Source organism: Streptomyces sp. NPDC050546 (genome assembly GCF_044457425.1).
GTDB lineage: Bacteria > Actinomycetota > Actinomycetes > Streptomycetales > Streptomycetaceae > Streptomyces.
Window position 1 is genome coordinate 75,871 of sequence record NZ_JBITGX010000017.1, and the last position, 16,597, is coordinate 92,467.

Below are 16,597 nucleotides of genomic sequence, written 5' to 3' on the forward strand. Positions count from 1 at the left end.
CGGCTCGCTACGGCGCCGGACGGCCGCCCGCCGTGGCCTGTTCCCCTTCGGCGTCGATGTGGGGGAGCACCCGGTCCAGCCAGCGCGGCGTCCACCAGGCGTGCGCCCCGAGCAGCGTCATCACGGCCGGCACCATCAGCAGCCGTACCACGGAGGCGTCGATGAGCACGCTGACGGCCAGTCCCAGTCCCAGCATCTTGACCACGATGTTGTCGCTGATGATGAACGCCGCGAACACGCTCACCATGATCAGCGCGGCGCTCGTGATGACCCGGGCCGTGATCTCCAGGGCGTGCGCCACCGACGCCTTGGCGTCTCCGGTGCGCCGCCACGCCTCGTGGACGCGGGACAGCAGGAAGATCTCGTAGTCCATGCTGAGGCCGAAGATGATGGCGAACATCATCATCGGCACATAGCTCTCGATGGGCACCTTGCCGTGCACGCCGAGCGCGGGCCCGCCCCAGCCCCACTGGAACACCGCGACGACCACGCCGTACGACGCGGCGATCGACAGCACGTTCAGGACGGCCGCCTTGACGGCGACGAGCAGCCCCCGGAACACGGCCAGGATGATGAGGAACGCCAGGCCCACCACGACGGCGATGATCACGGGCAGCTGGGAGGCGACGATGTCACGGAAGTCGACCTGGGTCGCCGTCGTGCCGGTGACGTACCCCTTGGCGTCCGTCCCCTGCACGGCGTCCGGCAGTGTGTCGCCGACGAGACGGTTGGTCAGGTCCGTGGTCGCGGCGTTCTGCGGGGACACGGTCGAGTAGACCGTGCCGACCAGGACGTCCCCGTCCTGGGTGGGCGTCAGCGGGGTGACGGTGGCGGCCCCTTCGACCGAGTCGAGCGTCGTCTGGGCGCGCGAGGCCAGATCGTCGCGCTGCGAGTCCGGTACGTTCGTCTGGTCGATGACCACGGTGAGCGGACCGTTGGAGCCCGGCCCGAACGCGTCGGTCATCAGGTCGAACGCCCGCCGGTCGGTGAAGGAGGTCGGGTCGGCGCCGTCGCCGATGTGGCCGAGCTGGATGGAGAACAGCGGGATCGCGAGCACCGCGATCACGGCGACGCCCCCCGACAGGAACCACAGCGGCCTGCGCTCCACCCGCTGCGCGTACCGGTGCCAGGTGCCCTGCGCCGTCTCACCCGCCTCGGCGTTCGTCTCGGCGACGGGGCGGCGCACATGGTAGCGGTCGATATACCGGCCGATGAGGCCGAGCAGGGCGGGGACCAGGGTGAGCGCGCCGACGACGGCCGAGACCACGGTGACGGCGGCGGCGAGACCGAGCAGGGAAATGAAGGAGACCCCGGACGCGGACAGACCCGCCAGCGCGATGATCACCGTGCAGCCGGAGACCAGGACGGCGTGGCCGCTGGTGCTCGCGGCCTGCCCGGCGGCCCGCACCGGGTCCATGCCGTCGATGAGGTTCTGCCGGTGACGGGTGATCATGAACAGGGCGTAGTCGATACCGACACCGAGGCCGATCATGGTGGCCAGGGTCGGCGAGACCGTCGCGAAGGTGAACGCGGCTGCCAGCAACCCGAGGATGGCGAGACCGCCGACGACGCTGATCAGCGCGGTGAGCAGCGGAACGCCGGCGGCGATCACGCTGCCGAACCCGACCAGCAGCACGATGATGGCGACACCGAACCCGATCAGCTCGCTCACCCGGTCGTCGGCGGGGGGCCTCGCGAGTTCGCCGAGCGGCCCGCCGTACTCGACCTCCGCTCCCGCCGAACGCAGCGGCTGTACGGCGGAGTCGACGCCGTTCAGGTACCCGGCGCCGAGCGTCGAGGGCTGCACATTGAAACGGACCGTGATGTACGCCGTCTTCTTGTCGTCCGAGAGCGGCCCGACGTTCGGCTGCGACTGCTGCGAGGACGAGCCCGGGGCGGACAGCGGGTTCTGGGCCGACAGGACGTGCGGGAGCTTCTCCAGGTCGGCGACCGTGGTGGACATCTGCGAGCTCAGCGCCGTCAGTTCCTGGCTGTCGTCGCGCAGCACGATCTGGCTGCTGTAGCCGCCGGCCTGCGGGTCGTGCTCCTTCAGCACGTCCAGACCCTTCTGCGCCTGCGCCTGGGGGAGGGAGAAGTTGTCGGAGTACTCACCCCCGGACACATGGTTGACGACCTGGAGAGTCACCAGCGCCACGAGCCAGGCCCCGATGACGATCCCGAAGTGGCGTGCGCACCACTCGCCCAGCCGCCGCAGCAGACCCGCACGCGCGGCCTTCTTGTCCCCTTGACCGGTGCGGGAGTGCGGCATCTACGGGCTCCTGTGTCGGCTGAGACATTAGGTGCCGTCCATTAGATGCGCGGGGGATCACTCCGGCATTTCCGGCGCGCGGGCGCCCTGCCACTCCGGGTGGGCGTTCCCCCGAAAGGTCGTCGCCGGGGCGGCGCGCCGGGTTCGCCCGCCGAAGCGCCGGCGCGCGGCGGTCAGGTTCAGCGCCCCGGACCCCAGGGCGACGCCGAGGCCGACCAGCGCGCTGCCCGCCGCCTGCGCCAGGCCGTAGGAGCCCGTGCCGACGAGTGGCGCGGTGCCGGCCGCCGCGACCGGGATGAGGCCGGAGAACAGGGTGGCCCGTTCCGCGCCGATCCGCTGCATGCCCATGTACCAGCACACGAACCCGATCACGGTGACCACCACCGCCTGCCACAGCAGCGCGGCGGCCTCGGCGGCGTCCGGACGCCGAAGCCACCCGGCACCGTCGACGAGCGCACCGACCGCCGCCGACTCCAGCGCGGCGACCGCGCACACCGTGGCGGACAGCAGCCGGGGGCCGAGCGGCCGCAGCACGGGTACGGCGAGCACGGCGAACCCGACCTCCCCCGCCAGGGCGCACACGGAGAAGGCCAGGCCCGCGCCGTCGGCGCGCCCCCAGCCCTGGACCGCGCAGGCGCCGACGGCCACGAGCAGAGCCCCGCACAGCACCGCCCGCCTGGGCCCGCGCCCGTCCAGGAGCGGCACGAGCACGGCGACGACGACCGGCGCACAGCCCACGAACACACCGGGAACCGCCGGTTCCGCCGTGCGCTCCGCGGCGATGACGGCCAGGTTGAAGCCGACCATGCCGATGGCGGCGAGCAGGACGAGACGGACCCACTGACGCGGCGTCAGCGCCCGCAGCCGGGCGGTCGAGCCCCTCCCGGCCAGGGGCAGGAGCAGCAGACAGGCAAGCCCGTAGCGCAGGAACTGGCCGCCCGCGTACGGGTACTCGCCCAGGACGCTGTTGGCCGTGAAGGACGCTCCGACGAGGACACAGGCAAACGCGGCGAGCAGGGCTCCCCGCGTGGTGGTGACGTTCATACCGGCGACGCTAGGCAGCGCGGCGGCCCGGCTGGAGGTCCACTCCCGTGCCTGCTTCATGGACCAATCCGCCCCGGGCCGCCGCCCTGGGGTCAGCCGATGTGGTAGCTGTCGCCGTAGACCTTCCAGTCCAGCGGCGGATCGAGGTCGAGGTTGCGCCCGCGCAGGAAGACGCGCTGAGCCGTGTCGACCCGGCTCGTGTCGCTGTGCGCCTCCTCCTGCCTCATGGCCCACACCCGCGCGTCCAGGAAGGCGTCGAGGTAGGTCACCTCGTCACCGCCCGACGCCGGAGGCTCAGCCGTACGCAGGGCACGCTTACGGATGTTGCGGAAGCTCAGCGGGTCGTTGCCGTCGCCGTGCATGACGATGGCGTCGTAGTACGCGAACTGGCCCAGCACCCGCAGCCCGTCCGCCTTCCCCTGCCGGACCGCCGGGCCGAAGTACACCCGGTCGCGCTCGTCGTCCTGCGCCCGCCGGAACACGGCGTCACGGGCCGCCCGGCGCCAGTCGCCGGGGAAGCCCGGGTCGAGCCCGTCGTGCGAGTCGGAACCGTCGACCCGGCGCAGTGCCGGCAGGTACCGCGCGAGGACGTTGCCGGGCCTGCGGCCGGTGTAGAGCTCGACGAGGTCGAGCATATCGCCGGTGCCGGAGCAGAACCCGATGATGCCGGCGGTGTAGCCGCGGCCGTCGCGGATGTCCTCGATGTACTGGTACTGCGCCTTCCAGTCGAGTGAGGAGTTCTCCGCGCTCGACACGAGCTGCATGGCGATCTCCTTCTTCGCCGGGTCGTCGAGCCCGATCGCACGGGCGGAAGCCGTGGCGTGCGACGGCCTCAGGAGCGGGGCGGCGGCGAGGGCGGCGCCGAACAACGCCAGAGCGGTGCGGCGCGGGGTCGGGTGTCTCACGGGGCCTCCAGACAGAGTGGGGGGTGGGAGAGCTGGCCGTGCACAACTGATAGGAAGGTTTCCTATCACTGTCTCGGCGTCCCGGGAACCGTCAGAGGCGAAGTTCGTGGGGTCGAACGAGCCGGCTGATCGCCCTCACGGGAACCAGGAGCCCGCCCCGCACGTCAACTCATTGCGCAGCGAGGCCGATCGGCCTCGAAGGCCGGCGAGAGAGGGGAATCGCGGTGGACGACGCGACGTCGCAGCAGGGGAGCGAGACGGAGGCGGCGGCACGCAGGGCCCGCTTCGGCGCACTGCCGGAGCCGGTGCGCGTGGAGGACATGGTCGAGGAACGGGCCGCGGGCGCCCCCGACCCCGCGCGCACCGCCTACAACCAGGACGAGTGGATGGTGCGCTACTGCCTGTGACCCGGCCCTACGAGCGGCTCTTCGCGCCCAGTTCGCGCAGCCACCGCACGACGTCGTCGGCGTCATGGGCGCGGGCGATGTCGAGCGGTGTCATGTCGTCGTAGCCGCACCAGTCGGCGTCCGCGCCGTGCTCGTGGAGATACCGCGCGGTGGGCAGCTGCCCGCCGTGGCAGGCGCCCCAGAAGGCGCTGGTGATCTCGTCGGCCGAAGGGGACTCCCCGGCCTCGACGTACACCTTGACCCGGTCGAGCAGGCCGAGCGTGGCGGCGTCCTGGAGGGTGGTGCGGGCGCCGTGCTCGACCAGCCGGCGCGCGGCGCGCCACTGGCCGAACGCGCGGGCGTCGGCGAGCGGAGTGCCACCGGCGATCACCGCCCCGGGGGCCTCGATGTCGGCCCCGGCGGCGATGAGCGCGTCCAGGACGGCCACGTCGTTGCTGCTGGCGGCCCAGTGCAGCGGCGTCTCCGTGTGCGCACCGCCGAAGCGCGCGTCGGGATCGGCCCCCGCGGCGACCAGGGCGGCGACCACCTCGGGACCGTGGGGGAAGTGGCCGGGCCAGTCGGTCGCGATGTGCAGCAGACTGCGCGTGCCCTTGCCGTCCTCGCCCTGCTCGGTGACGCGTGCCGCGGCCAGACCGGGATGGCCGGCGAGCAACCGCCCGAGCTCCGGCAGGTCCCCGGCCCGGATCGCCGCGGTGACGGCGACGGCCAGCGGATCCTGTGATGTCAGCGTCTGCAAGCCGGCCTCCCGATCGCCGTCCAGGGCCTCCGATTCTGTAGGAAGACACCCCCGCGCACCACGCTCCGTGCCCGTAGCACGCATCCACGCAGTCCCGCCCGACGACATGCCCGCAGGCTCCGTGAGGCGTAGCGTCCGGATAGGAGCGGGAGGACAGCATGTCCGCGAGCAACGCGCCGCCCGGGGGCGCCGGGACGCTGGACGCCCTGGGGACGGCCCTGGCCGACACCGTGCGCGGAACCGGAGCCTCGATCGGCGGCCTGTACCTCATCGAGGAGGCCGAGCCCGTGCTGCGGCTGGTCGCGCTCTGCGGCCTGCCGATCGCGTTCAGTGCCCCCTGGCAGCGGCTGCCCCTGACCGCGCCGGTCCCGGTCGCCGACGCGATCCACGACGACACACTGGTCAGTATCGCCAGCCAGGAGGAGATGGCCCGCCGCTACCCCCGCGCCGCCGCGGTCCTGCCCTACCCGTTCGCCCTGGCAGCCGTGCCGCTGGCCGGCGTACGGCGCCGCTGGGGCGGCATCGTGCTGATGTGGCCCGCCGTCCGGCCGCGCGGCATCACGCCACGCGTACGCGGCCACATCACCTCCAGCGCCCGCCGCATGGCCCGCCTGCTGGACGACGCGGCGGGGCCGCCCGCCCTGCCCGACCAGCCGCGCGTCGTCCCCGTCGACGCCGAGCACCACCCCGTGCAGACCGGCCTGGCCGCCGCCGACTACCTCGAACGCCTCCCCGAAGGCGCCCTGTCCCTCGATCTGGAGGGCCGTATCACCTTCGCCACCACCACCGCTGCCCGCCTGCTCGGCTGCCGCGCCGACCGGCTGCTCGGCACCCGGCCCTGGCAGTCCCTGCCCTGGCTGGACGACCCCGTCTACGAGGACCACTACCGCACGGCGGTCGTCGGCCGCACCCCCGTGTCGTTCACCGCGCTCCGCCCGCCCGACCTGTGGCTCACCTTCCAGCTCTACCCGGACACCAGCGGCATCAGCGTCCGCGTCGCCCCGGGCGGAGAGCGGACCGAGACCCCGTCACCGCCCGCCGCCGCGCGCAGCCCCGCGGCGGCCCCGACGGGACGCCTCTACCAACTGGTGCACCTGGCCGCCGCGCTCACCGAGGCCGTGACCGTGCGCGACCTCGTGGCGCTGAGCGCCCACCAGATCCTGCCCGCCTTCGGCGCCCAGGGCCTCGTGCTGTCCGTCGCCGAGGCCGGGCGTCTGAAGATCACCGGCTACCACGGCTACGCGGCCGACGTCATGGAACGCCTCGACGCCCTGTCGCTGGACACCGACCTCACCCCGGCCGGCCAGGTCCTCGCCAGCGGCACCCCCGCCTTCTTCGCCTCCCCGGCCGAGCTGGCCGCCAACTACCCCGGCGCCCCCCAGATCAGCGGCAAACAGGCCTGGGCCTTCCTGCCGTTGATCATCTCCGGCCGGCCCGTGGGCTGCTGCATCCTGTCCTACGACCACCCGCACACCTTCACCGCCGACGAACGCGCCGTCCTGACCTCCCTGTCCGGACTGATCGCCCAGGCCCTCGACCGCGCCCGGCTCTACGACACCAAACACCGTCTCGTCCACGAACTGCAGCGCGCCCTGCTGCCCCGTGCCCTGCCGAACCTGTCCGGCCTCGACGTCGCCGCCCGCTACCTGCCCGCCGGCCACGGCATCGAGGTCGGCGGCGACTTCTTCGACCTCCTGCGCCTGGACGAGACGACCGCGGCCGCCGTCATCGGCGACGTGGAGGGCCACAGCATCGCCGCCGCCGCTCTCATGGGCCAGGTGCGCACCGCCATCCACGCCCACGCCACCGCGGGCGCCGCACCCGACGAGGTCCTCGTGCGCACCAACCGGCTCCTCGCCGACCTCGACTCCGAACTGCTCGTCTCCTGCCTCTACGCCCATCTCGACCTGACCCGCCACCAGGTGGCCTTCGCCAGCGCGGGACACGTGCCGCCGCTGCTGCGGCACACCAGCCGCCCCGCCGCGGCCCTCGACGTCGAGCCCGGCCCCCTGCTGGGCATCGACACCGGCAACCACTACCCGGTCACCACCGCGCCCCTGCTCCCCGGCACCACGCTCGCCCTCTACACCGACGGTCTGGTCGAGCTCCCCGGCACCGACGCGACCCGCACCACGTCCGATCTCGCCGCGCAGCTGGACGCCGCCGACGGCCACGACCTGGAACGGCTCATCGACCGGCTCGTCCACCACACGACGCCCACCGGGCAGCACACCGACGACATCGCGGTGCTCCTGCTGCGCGCGTACCGCCCCGACCGCCACCGGGCCTGAGCCCGCTGCCGCGACGTCCCGGTCAGGCCTGGAAGGGATCCGGGCGAACGTGCCGGGCGACGTCGCGCAGCTTGATGTTGTGGTTCTGCGAGATACGCCGCAGCACGCCGAAGGCCTCGTCCTCGCTCAGCCGGTGGCGTTCCATGAGGATCCCCATGGCCTCTCCCACGGCGTGCCGGGTCTCCAGGGCGTGCTCGAGCTGGTCGACGGTACGGGCGGTGTCCAGTGCCACGGCGGCATGGGAGGCGAGCAGCCAGCCCGCGGCCTCGATGTCCTTGCCGAAGGCCCCCGGGTGGCGCGAGTAGAGGTTCAGCGCGCCGAAGTCCTCCTGCTCGGTGTAGAGCAGCACACCGGTCATGCTGCCGATCCCCAGATCGCGGGCAGCCTGGGAGAACCGCGGCCAGGACGCCTGCGGCGTGGTCATGTCGGCGATACGGAACAGCCGCTCGCCGTCCACACGCCGGGCGGCGTCGAAGCACGGCCCCTCGCCCAGCTCGCCCTGCAGCCGGTCGGACTCCTCGACCATGTCGCCGCACGCGGACAGTGTCACGGCCCGGCCCTTGGACACCGTCAGGATCCCCGCCGCGTCGCAGCCCTCGACGAGCTTCACCGCCGACGCGGCGATCTCGTCCAGCGTCGCCTGCACCGAATCCTGGGCCACCAGATCCCGGGCGAGCTGCGCCATCTGCTCGGCATACCGCTGCCACTCCACCGCCACCACCGCCTCGCTCCCCGGTCCCGCCCACCGTACTCCGAACCACACCACCCACCCCCGTGCCCCGCGCCTGCACCGCCCGACCGCCGCCGAGGCGCCGGCCCCGACGAGCCCGACCGGCCCGGCCCGCGCCGCGCCGAAACCCGCCGGTCTCTGGATACGGCGGCACCCACCGGACCGGGGATGCGGGCGGCGCCAACCGGGCCGGGCCAAGCGGTGACCAGGCGTGCTGGGCGAGGCGACGTCCGCCGACCCGGACATGCGGACCCCGTAGGGGCCGACGAAGTGGCGGCGCCTGCCGGACCGGGGCGGCGGTGCCGGTGGGGCCTGGATGTACCGGTGCCGGCCGGGGCGGATGGCGTGGTGCCTACTGGGCCTGGATATGCGGTAGCCGGACGGGTCGCGTGCGGGGCGCTCGCCGGGCGGACGTGCCGGTGCGGCCGGGGCGGATGGTGTGGCGTTCACCGGGGCCGGGATGTGCGGGGGAGCCGCCGAGCTCGGTGCGGCGGTGATGCCGGGGGCCTGGATGCGGCGGTCCCCCTTCGGCGCAGCCGGGGCCGTGACCGGCACGCCGCGCCCGTCAGCGGTACGCCGTCAGCAGGAGGGCCACGTCGTCCGGTCGCTCGGGGGCGCGTCGGGCTGTTCTCACCAGGCGGTCGGCGAGATGCTCCACCGAGTCCGCCGGGGTGTCGGCCAGCGCGCGGCGGACCTCCTCGATGCCCGTCTCGATGTCACTGCCGGGCTGTTCCACGAGCCCGTCGGTGTACAGGGCGAGAACACTCCCGGGGTTCAGCGTGAGGGCGGTGACGGGATAGACCGAGTCGGGCTGCACACCCAGCATGACCCCGCCCACCAGGTCCAGCGTCTCCGCGTGCCCGTCGGGGTGGCGCAGCAGCGGCGGGGGATGGCCGGCCCGCACGGCGAGCGCCCGCCCGGTGAGCGGGTCGAGTTCGATGTAGCAGCAGGTGGCGAAGGCGTCCGACTCCAGCTCGGTGAGCAGCCGGTTGGTATGGGTGATGACCTCCTGCGGCGGCCGCTCGCTCGCGGCGAAGGCGTGCACCGCACTGCGCAACTGGCCCATCACCGCGGCGGCGCCGACACTGTGGCCCTCGACGTCCCCGATGACCAGGGCCACACCACGCCCGGTCGTGATCACGTCGTACCAGTCACCGCCGATGGCCATGCCCTGCGTCCCCGGCAGATAGCGGCCGGTGGTGCGCAGCCCGTCGACCGCCGGCAGCCGGTGCGGCAGCAGCCCCTCCTGGAGACCGCGGGCGACGGCGGACTCCGAGTCGTAGAGCCGTGCCCGCTCCATCGCCTGGGCGGCCAGCCCGCCCAGCGCCGTGAGGGCGGACCGCTCGTCGGCGGTGAACCGGTGCGGGGCGTCCCAGCCGAGGATGCAGGAGCCGACGGAATGACCGGAGGCGATCAGCGGCAGGAACGACCAGGCGTTCATCCGGTCCAGGGCGATGCCCGGGTAGGCGAGGGAGAGGTCCTCGGGCGACTCGAAGAAGAGCGGCAGCCGCGTGGTCAGCGCGTGCACGCCGGGCAGCCGCGTGTCGAGGGCGACGCCCTCGAACTGGGTGAGGAAGCCCTCCGGGTACCCCGACTCCCACTGGAGGTACATCCGGCCCTCGCGGACGGTGTACAGGGCGAGCTCCCGCGCGCCGAACGCGGGCAGCAACTGCTCGGAAACGGCCCGGCACACGTCCTGCACGGTGACCGCCTCGGTGAGCACGCTCGCCATCTGCACCACGTGGTACAGCGCTCCGGCCCGCGCCGCCGCCACCGGCCCGGGCGGCGGCGCCACGGCCGCGGCGCCCGGCACGGGACCGGCGGACGACCCGGCCTCGCGCGCCTCCTCGCCTCCGCTGGGCGGGACGGTCGGATGGACCCGCCCGGTCAGCCCGTGCACGTCCGGGAACAGCACGAAGCTCAGCCAGTTCCCGGCGGGATGCCGCACGAGGAAGGACACCTGCTCCTGCGACAGCATCGCCGCCCGGTAGCGGTCCTCGTACGCGGGATCCCGGAGCCAGGTGATCACCTCCCACGGATAGCGGCCGAGGAGCTCCTCCCGGCCGGCGCCGAGCAGTTCCTCGCAGCGGCGGTTGGCGTAGGTCAGACGGCCGTCCTGGTCCAGGGAGAACAGCCCGTCGGGCAGTCGCTCCGCCGCCTCGGCCGCGGTGAGCCCGCCCGCCGCGTCGACGAGGGCGCCCACCAGGATCCGGGCGGAGCCGGTGCCGCCGCGCAGGAGATGACCCCACAGTTCGACGGGCCGGTAGCCGATCTCCCCGCTGCCGGCGGAGTCGTCCCGGACCCGGAAGTGACGGGATCTGACCCGGCCGTGCGTCAGCGCGTCCTGCCGGCTCGCCCACAGTTCGTGCAGGTCGTCCGGGCTGACCCGGGCCTCGACGGCCGTCATGGTGCCGTCGAAGTCCGCCTCGGAGATGCCGAGGAGCGCGAGGGCCTCGTCGTCCGGCGTGCACCGGTCGCTGTCCAGGTCCCAGTCGAACAGACCGACCCGCACGGGGTGGACGGCGGCCGTGGGCAGCCGCACGCTGACGGGTTCGTCGTCGAACTCCACCTGGTACGCGCCCGAGCCGGACCGGCCGGCGGCGAGGCGGCCGAGGCGCTCCTCCATCTCCCGCCCGGCGGGGCGCAGCGCGCGATCCACCGCCTCGGCGTCCATCGGCGACCGGGCGGCCGAGCGCAGCACGACCAGCACGCCCACGGCCTCCCCGCCGGCCCGGACGGGCTGGTAGGCGGAGCCGAAGGAGTACGGCAGCCCGGCGGTGAAGTGCGGGAAACGAACCATGGTGACGCGCTCGTCCGGCAGCCACAGGGGCTCGTCGCGCCGGTAGACCTCGGCCATGGGCAGCGCGCCGCCCGTGGGCACCCGCCACCACGCCCTGAGCAGCGACCGGGGCACCCCGGTCACCAGGGCCAGCACCAGCGAGCGCCGGTCGCGGGAGCGCAGGTAGACAAGGCCGCCGTACCCCCCGAGGTCCCGTACGGCCGCGATCAGCGGAGCGGTGAGGGCGTCCTCGATCCGGCCGGTGTCTCCGGTCCGGACCCGGCCGTCGCCCCCGCCCCGGCCGCCGGATGACCGCGGCCCGTCCGGCACGGCGGCTGCCTCATCCATCTCGCGTCCTCCCGGTACGGACGCACCGGACACCAATCGCTCCCCATCAGGATGTGCCATGGTCGGCACTCCGGCACGGCAAGTGCAACCTTCCGGTCGTCACGGCCGTCTCACCCGATATCAGCAACACATAAGCCTCGGGGGCGAAAATGGTACGAATCCGAACTGCATGCGCGACTCTCGCACTCGTGGGTGCCACCGTGGGCGTGGCCGCGGTCCCGGCGGGCGCGGCTCCGGTCGCCGCCCGGCAGACGACCCAGGCCGCGGCGTGCCCCACCGGCTGGGGAAGTCTCGCCAAGACCGACACCAGCGCCACGATCGCGCCGGTGAAGGACATCAGGACCGGCCGTCACACCTGCTTCGACCGGATGGTCATCGACCTGCCCGGCGCGGGCCGCGACGCCGGGTACTCCGTCCGCTATGTCGACCGGCTCCACCAGGACGGATCCGGCCGCCACATCCCCGTGACCGGCGGAGCCGTCCTCGAGGTGCGGGTCGCGGCGCCCGCCTACGACCCGGAGACCGGCGCCGCCACCTATCCCGGTCGTGTGGCGCGTCCGCTGCCGGGAGTGGACCTCACCGGCTATCGCACCTTCCGGGACACCCGCTTCGCGGGCAGCTTCGAGGGGGAGACCCAGATCGGACTCGGCCTCCGCGCCCGGCTCCCCTTCCGGGTGCTGCAGCTGGACGACCGTGTCATCGTCGACGTCGCCCACAGCTGGACCGCCGCGAGGTGACGGCACGGCGCGCCCGGTTCTCCGGAGCCGGGCGCGCGGGTCCGGATGATCCGCCGGGTGCGACAGGGCAAGCACCTCCACGGTGATACGTCCGCTCGGGCCGCGCCCACCGGCGCCCCGCCCGCCCGGCGGGGCCGCTCTCACCGGCCGCGCATGCGTCCCAGTTCCGCCAGGGTCCGTGCCGCGGCGCCGGCCAGACGGGGCCGGTTGCGCACGAAGCGGCGGGCGGCCCGGGCGGGCTCCCGGCCCAGCCAGTGGACGGCTCCGCCCGGCACGGGCCGTACCACCGCCCCTTCGTACACCCGCAGGTCACGCGTCTTGAGCGACTCCTTGTAGCGGGCGGGGCCGCTCCCCAGGTCGACCGTCTCCACACCGTCGGCCGCCGCGGCCTCCAGCATCCTGAGCTGCAGCACGAGGCCGGGGGAGTACTTGGCGCAGGCGCGGTCGTAGGCCGGGAACCACCAGGACAGCACCGTGCGCGAGCGCAGACCGAAGTGCGCGGCCACCGGCCGGTCCGCGGCGTAGAGCACGGACAGCACGCCGCGGCACTCCGGTTCCTCGCTCTCCCCGAGCAGCGTCACCAGCCGGGTGATCCACTCCTGTGCGAACCGGTCGCGCCGGCCCGTCCGCCGGTACTGCGCCGACTTCCAGTCCATCAGCGCCCGCAGGGCGTCCGGGTCCCGGGCGTCGTACACGAACCGCACCTCGCCGACCTGCCGGGCCAGCTTGCGCTCCTTGGCCAGGGTCTGTCTCAGGAAGCCCGGCGACTTCGCCCGCAACCGCTCCCTGTACCGCTCGAACCCCTCGCCGATGTCGACGACCGGGGAGGCGAGCTCCTCGGCGGCGTGCGGCAGGAACAGCCCCTGGCCGGCCTCCAGGTTGTCGAACTCCCAGGACGACAGCGCGCAGGACCGCAGCAACCCGCGGGCGTCGAGCCGGATCCCGGGCCGCAGCACGGCCCCCTGGCTGTCGGACACACCGAGCCCGATGGCCCGGCCATGGCCCAAGGGGCCCCTCTCGTACGGGAAGAACCCGACCGGGGAGCCGTCGTCGAGCAGTACCGCCACTCTCGCGCCCGGCCTGACCTGTCCCACCGCGGTGGTGAACGCCGGGTCGAGAAAGGGATTCGCGGGGGCCGCGGACTCCGTCCGTATCTCCCGCCACATCTTCTGGTCGTTCGGGCCCAGTTCGTCCGGCCGCAGAACGAGAACGCGCTTTCCAGGCAACTCTGCCTCCTGTGTCATCGGCATGGGGACACACGAAGGCCTGTACATCGCCGCGAATCGGCACCAGGCAGTACTCAGGCCGCACGGCGCAGGCCCCTTGTCGGTACTGCCGTCACTCAGCAGCGGAACGTCTGCAGCTCCACGGCGTTCGGGGCGGACCCGGCCGTCCCCGTACACCGGCTGGTCTCCACCGCCCGGAGGTCCGTACCGCCCCGGTCCGCCACGGGCGTCCCGGTCACCACCACGCTCGCCCCGGCCGCGCCCGCGGCCCTCGGGGTCCGTGCCGCCAGGTACCGGAGCGAGGGCTCCGCCTCGCACGGACAGGGCTCCCCGGCTCCTTCGGCCTCAGGTGCCGATGCCGCACCGGCCGGCCGCACATCCGCGGCCGCCGTGACCGCGGCCCCCGCCGTGCGCTCGCCCTGTGCCGGCCCCGGGACGACGAGATGCAGCAACAGCAGGCAGACCACCAGGCCCACCACCGCCGCCCATCGTCGCCGCACCATCAGACCCCCCGACACGGCCGCTGCGCCTACCAGTAGGCCGAGCGCGTCTCGCCCGCGTCAAGCCCTTGTGGGCCGATTCGCCCCGGTCGGCCAGTTGCTGCCGAAATCCAACGGAAAGCGCTGCCGCCCTCCTTGCCGGACCGGGTCAGTTGCTGCCGCCGGGCAGGCTCAGCACCTCGCCCGCCTTCGGCGCCCGGATGCCGAGGGGCTCGTCGAAGGCGCTGAACGCGGTGGTGGTGTGCTGTGCAGCGTTCTTGTAGACCGTCTTGAGCAGGTAGGGCTTGCCTTCGTCGGCCACGTAGAAGGTGTACGTCCCTTCCTTGTCCGCCTTGTCGGTCACGATCAGCTCGATGGCCTTCGTGCCCCCGACCCGGGTGGAGCCGCCCTTCTCGGCCGTGCCGAACGAGTCGAAGGGCCGTTCGCAGGAGGTGAGGTCGTTGCCCGAAGCGGCCGGGTCCACCGGCGTCTTCACCCACTTCCGCTGTTCGCCCGTGACACCCGGGTTCTTCTTCCACTTCTGCAGATAGGCCCGGTTCGGCCGGACGAAGTCGGTCTCGCCCAGACGGATCTGTTCCAGAGCGGCGCCTCCGGGCATCTCGGTCTTCGCTCTGCACCGGCTGTCCAGGTCGGTCTCCAGATGGCTGGTGACGGTACCTCTGGTGGTGCGGTTGGTGATGTCGACGGTGACGGAGTCCAGCTTTCGCATCGTCGCGTTGGCCTCGTCGAGGAGATCGCCCGCGGACCTGTCCTCGCCGGTGCCGCCGGAGCCGCACCCGGCCAGGGCGGCGCCCGCCAGCAGGCACGCGAGCGCGGTCGTCGTCACGGTAGCCATGGCCCGCACGGAGCCCCCCAGTTGTTCGTGTCGGCCGGTGATCAGCACGGGAGCCTACCCGTCCGCCGGTGCGCCCGGCGGACGGACCGGGTTCATGCTCCGGAACCGGCCTCCCGGACCAACTCGATCGCCCGGCCAAGGGTGTCGAGCCGGTCGTCCAGGGTCTCCCCGGCCGGGTAGAGGCGGACCGTGTCCACACCGGCGTCCCGCCAGACCCGCAGCCGTCGCCGCACCATCTCCTCGGTGCCGATGAGCGTGGTGGCCAGCACCATCTCGTCGGTGACGAGCCCCGCCGCGCCGTCCCGGTCGCCCGCCTGCCAGCGCTCCCGCACCTCCGCGGCGACCTCGGCCCAGCCCTGACGCCCGTAGGCCCGGTTGTAGAAGTTGGTCGACGCGGAACCCATGCCGCCCAGGCTGAAGGCGAGTTCCTTCCTCCGGCTCGCGATCATGCCGCCGAGCGCCTCCTCGTCACGGGCGAAGGCGACCTCGGCGCCCTGGCAGACGTCGAACCCGGCGCGTCCGCGCCCGGCGGCGGCCAGCCCCTCGTCCAGCGGTGCGAAGTAGGCGTCCGCCGCGCCCTCCGGTACGAAGCTGGTGCCGAGCCAGCCGTCCGCGACCTGGCCGGTCAGCCGCAGCATGGCGGGCGACAGCGCGGCCAGGTAGACGGGGACGGGGTGTTCGGCCCGCATCGACAGGCGCATCGGCACCGCCTCCCCGCCGGGCAGCGGGATCCTGAACTCGGAGCCCGAGTGGGAGATCTTGCCGCCCGCGACCACCTGCCGCACGATCTCCACGGTCTCGCGCATCCGGGCCAGCGGGCGGGCGAACGGCACCCCGTGCAGCCCCTCCATCACCTGCGGTCCGGACGGGCCCAGACCCAGCAGGAAACGCCCGCCGGACAGGTTGGACAGCGTGATCGCGGCCTGGGCGAGGGCCACCGGGGTGCGCGTCCCGACCTGCATGACCGCGGAGCCCAGCAGCATCCGTTCCGTACGGGCCGCGTAGAAGCCCAGGGCGGACGGTGCGTCCGATCCCCAGGCCTCGGCCACCCAGCAGACGTCGAGCCCCAGTTTCTCCGCCTCGACGACGAAGTCGGCCTGCCGGGACCAGGAGCCGAGGGCCGCCGCCTCGACGGTCGTCGCCGTGCGCATCACGCCTCCGCCCGCTGCCTGATGTGCTCCAGCGTGGCGGTCATGCCTCGCTCGAACTCCCGCAACCTCACGAACACGATCTTCTGCTCCTTCTCCGGCATGGCGTCGATCGCGAAGGAGAGGCCGGAACGCCCCGGCCCCATCCGCATCCACTGCGACAGCTCGGTCCCGCCGTCCCTGGGCTCGAGCCCGAACCGCCAGACGGCGCTGGGCTCGGCCGGATCCCCGACCGCCCAGGCGAACACCCGCTCCGGGTCACAGGTGACGACCGTGGAGGTCGTCTCCCACGCACCGAGCGACTCGTGCCTGCTCCGGCCGGTGAAGCGCGCCCCGACGGCAGGCCCGGCGGCTCCGTCGGCCCACCCCGCCCACTGCAACTCCTCGCTCAGCTCCGGCATCCGCGTCACGTCCGACACCAGTGCCCACACTCTCTCCGGCGGAGCGGCGATCCACGTCGTCACCTCCACCGTCGGCCCGTCCGCGTACCGCGCGCCCGTCCACTCCATCGCGTGCCGGCCTCCTCGTTGACAGGGACTGTGGGCAGAAGGGTTGCGTAATGAGACTCACCAGGTCAAGAGGGCGTATGTGTCCGTGCCTTTAACGGGCCGTGAAGGTGGGCGCAGGCGTGTCCCAGTGCGC

The 16,597-nt window shown here is 73.2% G+C and carries 14 protein-coding genes; 3 read left to right on the plus strand and 11 right to left on the minus strand.

The features are described from left to right. Positions 1–7: 7 nt before the first annotated feature. From ACIBK5_RS34230 to ACIBK5_RS34240, 3 genes are all read right to left on the minus strand, one after another. Complete coding sequence (locus ACIBK5_RS34230) at positions 8–2,269, minus strand: MMPL family transporter (RefSeq protein WP_399025775.1); 2,262 nt, start codon at positions 2,267–2,269, stop codon at positions 8–10. 57 nt (positions 2,270–2,326) lie between these two features. Then, positions 2,327–3,313, minus strand: a complete 987-nt coding sequence (locus ACIBK5_RS34235) for a DMT family transporter (protein WP_399025944.1) — start codon at positions 3,311–3,313, stop codon at positions 2,327–2,329. A 92-nt stretch (positions 3,314–3,405) separates the two neighbouring features. Further along, positions 3,406–4,218: a chitosanase gene (locus tag ACIBK5_RS34240; RefSeq protein WP_399025777.1), complete on the minus strand. Its 813-nt coding sequence runs from the start codon at positions 4,216–4,218 to the stop codon at positions 3,406–3,408. Between the two features lie 224 nt (positions 4,219–4,442). Between ACIBK5_RS34240 and ACIBK5_RS34245 the strand changes: the two genes are divergently transcribed. Further along, positions 4,443–4,625 (plus strand): hypothetical protein, encoded by a 183-nt coding sequence (locus ACIBK5_RS34245; protein ID WP_399025779.1) that lies wholly within the window; start codon positions 4,443–4,445, stop codon positions 4,623–4,625. 7 nt (positions 4,626–4,632) lie between these two features. Here ACIBK5_RS34245 and ACIBK5_RS34250 read toward each other — a convergent pair whose 3' ends face one another. Next, positions 4,633–5,361: an ankyrin repeat domain-containing protein gene (locus tag ACIBK5_RS34250; RefSeq protein WP_399025781.1), complete on the minus strand. Its 729-nt coding sequence runs from the start codon at positions 5,359–5,361 to the stop codon at positions 4,633–4,635. Positions 5,362–5,519: 158 nt separating this feature from the next. Between ACIBK5_RS34250 and ACIBK5_RS34255 the strand changes: the two genes are divergently transcribed. Next, positions 5,520–7,652 (plus strand): SpoIIE family protein phosphatase, encoded by a 2,133-nt coding sequence (locus tag ACIBK5_RS34255; RefSeq protein ID WP_399025783.1) that lies wholly within the window; start codon positions 5,520–5,522, stop codon positions 7,650–7,652. A 22-nt stretch (positions 7,653–7,674) separates the two neighbouring features. On the opposite strand, the gene ACIBK5_RS34260 is transcribed toward ACIBK5_RS34255, so the two are convergent. Then, the gene (locus tag ACIBK5_RS34260; RefSeq protein ID WP_399025946.1) at positions 7,675–8,337 is read right to left on the minus strand and encodes a GAF and ANTAR domain-containing protein; all 663 of its coding nucleotides are present in this window, start codon (positions 8,335–8,337) and stop codon (positions 7,675–7,677) included. A gap of 610 nt (positions 8,338–8,947) precedes the next feature. Next, entirely contained in the window at positions 8,948–11,509 is a 2,562-nt protein-coding gene (locus ACIBK5_RS34265; RefSeq protein ID WP_399025785.1) for a SpoIIE family protein phosphatase, read from the minus strand. Positions 11,510–11,658: 149 nt separating this feature from the next. Between ACIBK5_RS34265 and ACIBK5_RS34270 the strand changes: the two genes are divergently transcribed. Then, complete coding sequence (locus ACIBK5_RS34270; protein ID WP_399025786.1) at positions 11,659–12,246, plus strand: hypothetical protein; 588 nt, start codon at positions 11,659–11,661, stop codon at positions 12,244–12,246. A 140-nt stretch (positions 12,247–12,386) separates the two neighbouring features. Here ACIBK5_RS34270 and ACIBK5_RS34275 read toward each other — a convergent pair whose 3' ends face one another. From ACIBK5_RS34275 to ACIBK5_RS34295, 5 genes are all read right to left on the minus strand, one after another. After that, positions 12,387–13,490, minus strand: coding sequence for a GNAT family N-acetyltransferase (locus ACIBK5_RS34275; RefSeq protein ID WP_399025948.1), 1,104 nt, complete (start codon positions 13,488–13,490; stop codon positions 12,387–12,389). A gap of 98 nt (positions 13,491–13,588) precedes the next feature. After that, entirely contained in the window at positions 13,589–13,975 is a 387-nt protein-coding gene (locus ACIBK5_RS34280; protein WP_399025788.1) for a hypothetical protein, read from the minus strand. A 145-nt stretch (positions 13,976–14,120) separates the two neighbouring features. Next, on the minus strand, positions 14,121–14,807 hold the full coding sequence (locus ACIBK5_RS34285) for a hypothetical protein (protein ID WP_399025790.1): 687 nt from the start codon (positions 14,805–14,807) through the stop codon (positions 14,121–14,123). 92 nt (positions 14,808–14,899) lie between these two features. Then, positions 14,900–15,958 (minus strand): LLM class flavin-dependent oxidoreductase, encoded by a 1,059-nt coding sequence (locus ACIBK5_RS34290; protein ID WP_399025792.1) that lies wholly within the window; start codon positions 15,956–15,958, stop codon positions 14,900–14,902. Next, a complete protein-coding gene (locus tag ACIBK5_RS34295; protein WP_399025794.1) occupies positions 15,958–16,464 on the minus strand; it encodes an SRPBCC family protein in 507 nt (168 codons plus the stop codon). The genes ACIBK5_RS34290 and ACIBK5_RS34295 overlap by 1 nt, the downstream gene beginning before the upstream one ends. Positions 16,465–16,597 lie beyond the last annotated feature (133 nt).